5 protein-coding genes and 2 pseudogenes are annotated in these 6539 nt (G+C 37.9%); 3 read left to right on the plus strand and 4 right to left on the minus strand.

The features are described from left to right. Nucleotides 1–315: 315 nt before the first annotated feature. From ACED45_RS23515 to ACED45_RS23525, 3 genes are all read left to right on the plus strand, one after another. Entirely contained in the window at nt 316–909 is a 594-nt protein-coding gene (locus ACED45_RS23515) for a response regulator transcription factor (protein ID WP_170962835.1), read from the plus strand. A gap of 22 nt (nt 910–931) precedes the next feature. Further along, nucleotides 932–1294 (plus strand): hypothetical protein, encoded by a 363-nt coding sequence (locus ACED45_RS23520; protein WP_371715157.1) that lies wholly within the window; start codon nt 932–934, stop codon nt 1292–1294. A gap of 193 nt (nt 1295–1487) precedes the next feature. Further along, nucleotides 1488–4199: a hypothetical protein gene (locus ACED45_RS23525; RefSeq protein WP_371715158.1), complete on the plus strand. Its 2712-nt coding sequence runs from the start codon at nt 1488–1490 to the stop codon at nt 4197–4199. A 116-nt stretch (nt 4200–4315) separates the two neighbouring features. On the opposite strand, the pseudogene tnpC reads toward ACED45_RS23525, so the two are convergent. The 4 genes and pseudogenes from tnpC to ACED45_RS23545 all read right to left on the minus strand — a co-directional run. After that, nucleotides 4316–4976, minus strand: a pseudogene (tnpC, locus tag ACED45_RS23530) (IS66 family transposase); the annotation flags it as partial. 321 nt (nt 4977–5297) lie between these two features. Beyond that, nucleotides 5298–5492 (minus strand): IS66 family insertion sequence element accessory protein TnpB, encoded by a 195-nt coding sequence (gene tnpB / locus ACED45_RS23535; protein WP_371715159.1) that lies wholly within the window; start codon nt 5490–5492, stop codon nt 5298–5300. 122 nt (nt 5493–5614) lie between these two features. Continuing rightward, nucleotides 5615–5901: pseudogene (gene tnpA, locus ACED45_RS23540) on the minus strand (IS66 family insertion sequence element accessory protein TnpA); the annotation flags it as partial. Between the two features lie 285 nt (nt 5902–6186). Next, complete coding sequence (locus ACED45_RS23545) at nt 6187–6453, minus strand: hypothetical protein (RefSeq protein WP_136973904.1); 267 nt, start codon at nt 6451–6453, stop codon at nt 6187–6189. Between the last annotated feature and the right edge of the window lie 86 nt (nt 6454–6539).

The following is a 6539-nucleotide window of genomic DNA, read 5'->3' on the forward strand; positions in this document are numbered from 1 at the left end:
ATGATCTGATCGTAGCTTTAAGCATTAGTTCCCTGATTTAGGAAACAAAGCCAGATAGTTCCGTCAATATTCAATAGAAATTCTTGGTTAAATCGATACCCGCAACTTTAATGGACATGGTTGTTACTCCTACCTTTAATGGCTGGACCTTTAGTGTGGTACAACAATGCTAGAAGGGAGATGCGTCCATCACATCAAAGCCTTTCCAAAATGGAATGTATGATTTCCACACATTCATTCAGAATCATCCTACATTATATGTAAGGAATCAATGAGCACGGACTTCTCAATTTAATTAATGAAAGAGAGATGACAATGAACTCAATGAATACACTAATCGTAGATACCCACCCTATTATACGTAATGCGTTAGTTACAATGCTTGAAAATACCAAAATTGCGTCGATTATACTTCAAACTGACTCAATTAAAGATGCAGCTAAATATGTCCGTAAAGATTCGATAGAGCTAATTTTATTGGATGTAAACCTAAAGGACGGTAGTGGCTTAGACTTCATCCGCCGTCTAATAAAAGGAGGCTTTCAAGGGAAAGTACTATTTATATCATCCGATGAGCACCCTACCCTTAATCAAATGGCAAAAGACATTGGAGCTAATGGTTATATATCCCAAAAAGAAGAGCTATCTTTAATCAAAGATGCAATCATAACTACCAGTCGAGGTTACTCTGTTTTCAAACAAAATCTAAATGTAAAAAATAGTTCTCCAGTTCTATCTGAACGAGAGTCTATTGTATTTAACTATCTATCAAAAGGTTATTCTAACAAGAAAATATCTGAACTACTCTCTTTAAGCAATAAAACCATCAGTACTTACAAAACTAGAATTTTAGATAAGTACAATTCATCTTCGATCATTGAGATTATCGAGTTGCAAAAAAAACACTAATCAAACTTATAAAAGTGATTAAGTGAAAATTCAGATTTTGCCAATTTTAATAGCGAAGATAAACACTATGAAAGAGCTCCAAAATGCCCTTTACCACATGAGCAAGAAATTGCTTATTGAAAGCGGTTTTACCAATAATCAAGCAAAGAAAATCATTTATTTTGAAGTCTATAAACTGAGGGATCAAGATAAGAAAAAGATCCAAAAAATAATTTATCAAGATGGCATTAGCGTGCAAAAAGAAAAAGAACATGTAATAAGAAACAAACAGAAGGCCCACTATTCTAGCTTAGCAGAAGACTATTATGAGAAATTTTTGGAACGTTATAAAAGTGCACTATTTGATTTACCTAATTTAATTGAAATTCAGAAGAAACTAAGATAGAAAATCCAAATTTTGTCCTTAGTGTAATTTTAACAAACTCTCAAGAAAAGGAGGGAATCACTCCTAATCTATCGTAAGAAAGCTCCCAATTAAGGTGGCTGATAATGCTTCTCTGGAATAGATATATTACATTTCAGTATTCTCGAAAATATAACAACACTCCTAATTTTAGAAAAAGGTTGATAAGATTAAAATGTCGATGTTTAAAAAGTATAAATCTGAACTGATTTTTTGTGGAGCTCTATCTTTAATTACGCTTACAGGTTGTGATAATCATAATGCCTTCCAACCTATTAGTAATTTTAATGATGGTGCTTTCGTTACGAAATTACCTTCAAATACAGTAATAGGTGATATTTATCCCGTTGCATTTACTGTATTATTGAAACAAAAGCTTACTGAAGATACTACAACCCTGTTTGAAACTCAAAACATGTTGGTAGAATATTCAAGTATTGATTGTTTATCCACAGATTTGGACGACACTCATTTGTGTACAGTGACATTTAGAGTCACACCAGAAAAAAGTGGCTTTAGTGAATTGTCATTACGAATAGGTGATCAAACCTATACCAATCAAACCAATGCTACCGATAGTGCAATCGTAGGGTATGTCCACACAAATCTATCTCAAAAATTTGATATAGACAAAGCGTCCCCTATTAGTTTCGTATTTATTAATACTGGGCAAGCTCAAGCGAATAACATTAAAATTAAGTCAACGAACTCCGAAACACTAACGAATGTGAAAACCACATGTAGTTCAACATTGAAAGGTGGAGAAGCGTGTTATTTACATGGTGACTATATTCCATCAAGGGCAGACTCTTACGGCATTCAGTACGAACTCACATATGACGAAGGGGAACCTGTTGTTGTGGGTACAGAAAACGTCCCGAAAAAGGATACTCTAATTGGAAATACCGTACTTAGCTTACCTCTAAACATAGCAATAGAAAACAATTATAATATAGAGTTCCAGTTTAAAAATATGAACTCTGAACCTGTGGTTAACTTAAAGACATCGTTGTTGGCCCCAGGCATCAGTCACATTCGGTTTAATAGCTGTAATAGTGTATCGCTAAACCCTGGCGAGTCATGTTCAATGATTGCGTCTGTCTTGGCAGACCAAATTGGCACGTTAACAGCAGCCGCTCTTGTGTATAGTGATGATGGCGTTACCGCATATGCAACCACAACGAGTAATGTAGTTGAAGCTCCAATTGTAGCCAGCGTCGACCAGGATATACCTCAACAAATGGTATTGAACGAACCATATAACTACCTTGTTACTTTTACCAATACAAATAAAAACCATGATGCGACAGGAATACGTTTTGCCCACTTATATCCAGAACATTATGAAGTTCTAAGTAATACATGTACTGATTCAACGATTAGGTCTGAAGAAAGCTGCCATCTTTCAATAAGCACTTCTGCAATTAAACCCGGCATACAACTCTATGCGAATTATTTAATGTTCGATCAAGGAACGGTAGTAATTGCAAACTCAACTTTATCTATGGCTTCTGCTCATTCGTTAAACAGTCAAGTTGACAAAGGATTTCCAGATAACATGGTTCTAAATCATAGCTACCCCTTTCATGTCACTTTCACAAATACAAGTAATGTAGACACTGAAACCTTGACGATTACATCTGAGCATACGAAAGGTGTAACGATTGTTTCTAACAGTTGTGATGGCAACATTCTTCCAGCTGGGGAGTCTTGTATACTGAGTGGGGAGTATTTTTCCGAAACTCTTGGTCCCGTAAAGTTAGTAGGTAATTTAAACTACGGTGCTAATTTAAAAGAAACATTTGTTCTCTCTGGTGAAGTGGTTACCGTTCCTATTGTTGGCTCAATAGAGGTTGGATTGCCACAAAATGTAGGACTAAATAGTACATATCCAATTCGTTATATCTATCGAAACTTGAGTGACTTCCATGACGCAAGTATGATTCATACAACGTTATCTAGTACTGCTCCAGTGAATGTTACCAAGAACACATGCGGTTCCATCAGTACCTTGGCCGCAGGAAAAGAATGTGAAATTTCAGGTACGTTTACAGCGAGTGAAAAAGGTCAGCATCAATTCACCTCTTCCTTGTATTATATGGAAGGAAATGAGGTAAAAATTCAAAGTTCGGCGGTAGTGAGCGATGTTGTAGTATCTTCTCGAGTAGAGGGTGGGTCATCTTTAGTCGGTTTAAATAGTACATACTTGATTAAATACTATTTTAAAAATGAGTCAATCGCGCCAGCTACAGGTATTAAAATTACCCATTCAGAAGACCTCGTCGTCCATACTAATACATGTGGCTCGATATTAGCCGGCAATAGCGATACAGAATGTCACATTGAGGTGGCGTATACACCTCGCATATTGGGTTACTATACCTATGAGTTTTCACTTGACTACACAGAAGGGGAAGCTATTCATTTAAAGCAACCTGTCAAGGTTGTCGATATGATTGAACTTGATGAAATGGTATTCACTTCGGACTCACTTAGTCACAATTTCGAAGCCAGTGACTACTTTAATTACTTGGCAAATTATGGGTTTACAATGCAAGCAACATTGCAAACCATCCCCGTTAGCGGAAACCCAGAAACTGTTATTCACAACGGTTGGGGCTCGACAGATTTGGTTTTTGAATTAACTAGCGGTTATCCCATTAATTTTATTGCTAATCGCAAGAACGATTGTGGCACACAAGTAATGAATGCTTCGGTAGGTTGTCAGTCCAGAAAATTGCCTCAATTTCGATTGAGCATACCTAAAGATAAGTTTGACACTTTAGCTATAGGTGAGCAAAGTGGTGATATTTACGTTAGCTTAACGCAATCCAACAATACTCATGTCGCATTATTTAAGCTCCCGATTCGGATTAATAAGTTATAGTTAATTGTCGAGCTTTCTTAACTTCTTAAATTTTAGAGTATGGAGGTGGAGGTACTCAATCAACGCCTTACTCTCATTTTAATGTAAACGCCCCATGAGCCCATGGGGCGATATAACTAGTGTTTGAAGTTCCAAGGTAGGAGTGCGTCGATATCAGGCTCTGTTTTCGCCAACTCTTTCATGCACTTGACTATGTAGTCGTAGAAGATAAGACCGTTGGCTTTCGCGGTCTCGATGATGCTGTAAAATATTTCGCTCGCATCAGCGCCGTTTGGTGCATTAAGGAATAACCAATTTTTCTTCCAATAGCCAGCAGTTTAATTGCGCGTTCAGCGCGATTATTATCGATAGATAAGTGACCATCGTCGATATAACGAATGAGCTTAGGTTATTGCCCGAGCGTGTATTTTATCACTTTGCCTCGTGGGCTAGAACATATCACTTTCTGGGTCGTCATCTATTGGTAAAGGTCATCCAGTATCAGCTTGGCAAGCGCTTGACGCTCTGCTTTTCATTCTTCAGTAGGCGCACCTTTTTTGCGTAATTCTATCCCGTAGAGTTTTGGGATTTTAGCCAACGCCTTATCGGCCTTGCCCGACTTACCTTTACCTTGAAGCTTTTTCTCATCCATAAACTTACCCGAGCATGAACCAAGCCCCTCATACTGGTGACTTGATGAACACAATCATAAGCAGCGTAACCATCGGTTTGTAGATAACCGTTGTAGTCAACTAAAAAGTCAATAGGGCACGCCCTCTCGCGACTGTTTTGATAGTCGTCAATTCAACCTCTTCTTCCTTAATGGCTTCACATTCCGCTTCGTTGAAGAGGTCACCTTATGATTCATCGTAAGGCTTTTTCGACTCCGCGCATTTAGCAAACTGGCGGGCGAATGCGAGCTTAAGCTGTTCAAGCAGCAATTGACGCTCTTGTTACCATTGTGATTCCTGATACTATTGCGAGAGCATCAGGGCTTTCACCATTGCTCGTAGCTCGGCAACATTTTGATTTTCTGGGTTGATACTTGGCGTCTTTTCATGGCATTTATTATACTAAAATCGTGCCGTTAACGCTTGGTGGATAAGGCTTTGTTCACGATTAACTCATTGTAAAATCGTTTATTTTGACGCACACGGGTTCATGCCCGATAATTGTGAAGTCTGAAAGCAGTCTATCAAGCTCAAATTGTGTGAGGGTAAACACCTGACTTTTTTCATTTGAAGGCCACTTATCCTTGGCTTTTTCAAGGCGTTTATACCAAAGGGAGAAGCCTGTTTTCACCCAGTACAACACTTTAATCTTATCGTGCTGTTTATTGGTAAACAAGCACCGCTGCCAAGAAGCAAGTCAGTGTCATTTTCGAAAATCGTAGCAAGACCGTTGATGGACTTTCTAAAATCGACGCTTTCACGATAAAGGTAAATCTCTGGTGCTTTAAGAATACTCAGCTCCACATCATTGATGAGAAGTGTCATGTTAACCGTTGCTATCTGGACCTGATACTTAATTGTCTTTTCGACGATTTCGTTTCTAACAAATCCGATAGGCTCAGACTGGTTTGCTATTTGGAGTTGACGCCGCTTTGCGAAGAACGTAGATAAACTCAGTCCATGTTGTTCTCAAAAAGTGCGTGGGTAATACTGCTGCTTTCATATTGTTCAAACCATGCTTGCCATTCTAGGTTGGTACGTCGTTTTGTCATTTCAACTCACCTTTGGGGTGAAGAATTGCTCCTATTCTTCGTGCTGGATGAGTAGAATTCGGAGGTTAAGTCGCGCTCATATTTTAATGACTAAATATCAAATTATTAGGCATTACTCCCCTTCCCAGAACATTGTTCTGACTGCTCATTATTAAGTATATATTTACGGAAGATGGACCCTTTGTTATGTAAGCGCACCACACTCTCACATGGCGTGCTTTAATAAATAAATTCTAAGAAAGTAATGATCTTTCATCTATCTTAAGCTTGGTAAGTTTTTTCTCTTTATAAATGATAGGAGATAGTGACTATATCATTCGTTTGGTTGATTTTTAGTTCTCTAGTGCTTTCCAAATTTTCCTTGAGGGGGTAGATAAGCTTCAAGCCATCGATTTCCCATTTAAGATCATCCTTATCTATAGTCAGATTTTCGGGCATATTGAACTCTGGGATTTTACCTAACCAATTGAGCGAAATTGAAGCACTATTCAACACTGGGGAAAATGATATTAAAAAGATGATATAGGTCGCTTTTGATGTTGCAAATTGCATAACGTCTTCCTTGAGTTATAATTCAACCCTTAAACGGCTTTGTTTCCTAAATCAGGGAACTAATGCTTAAAGCTACGATCAGATCA

The sequence above is a fragment of the Vibrio crassostreae genome (genome assembly GCF_041439375.1).
Lineage (GTDB): Bacteria > Pseudomonadota > Gammaproteobacteria > Enterobacterales > Vibrionaceae > Vibrio > Vibrio crassostreae_D.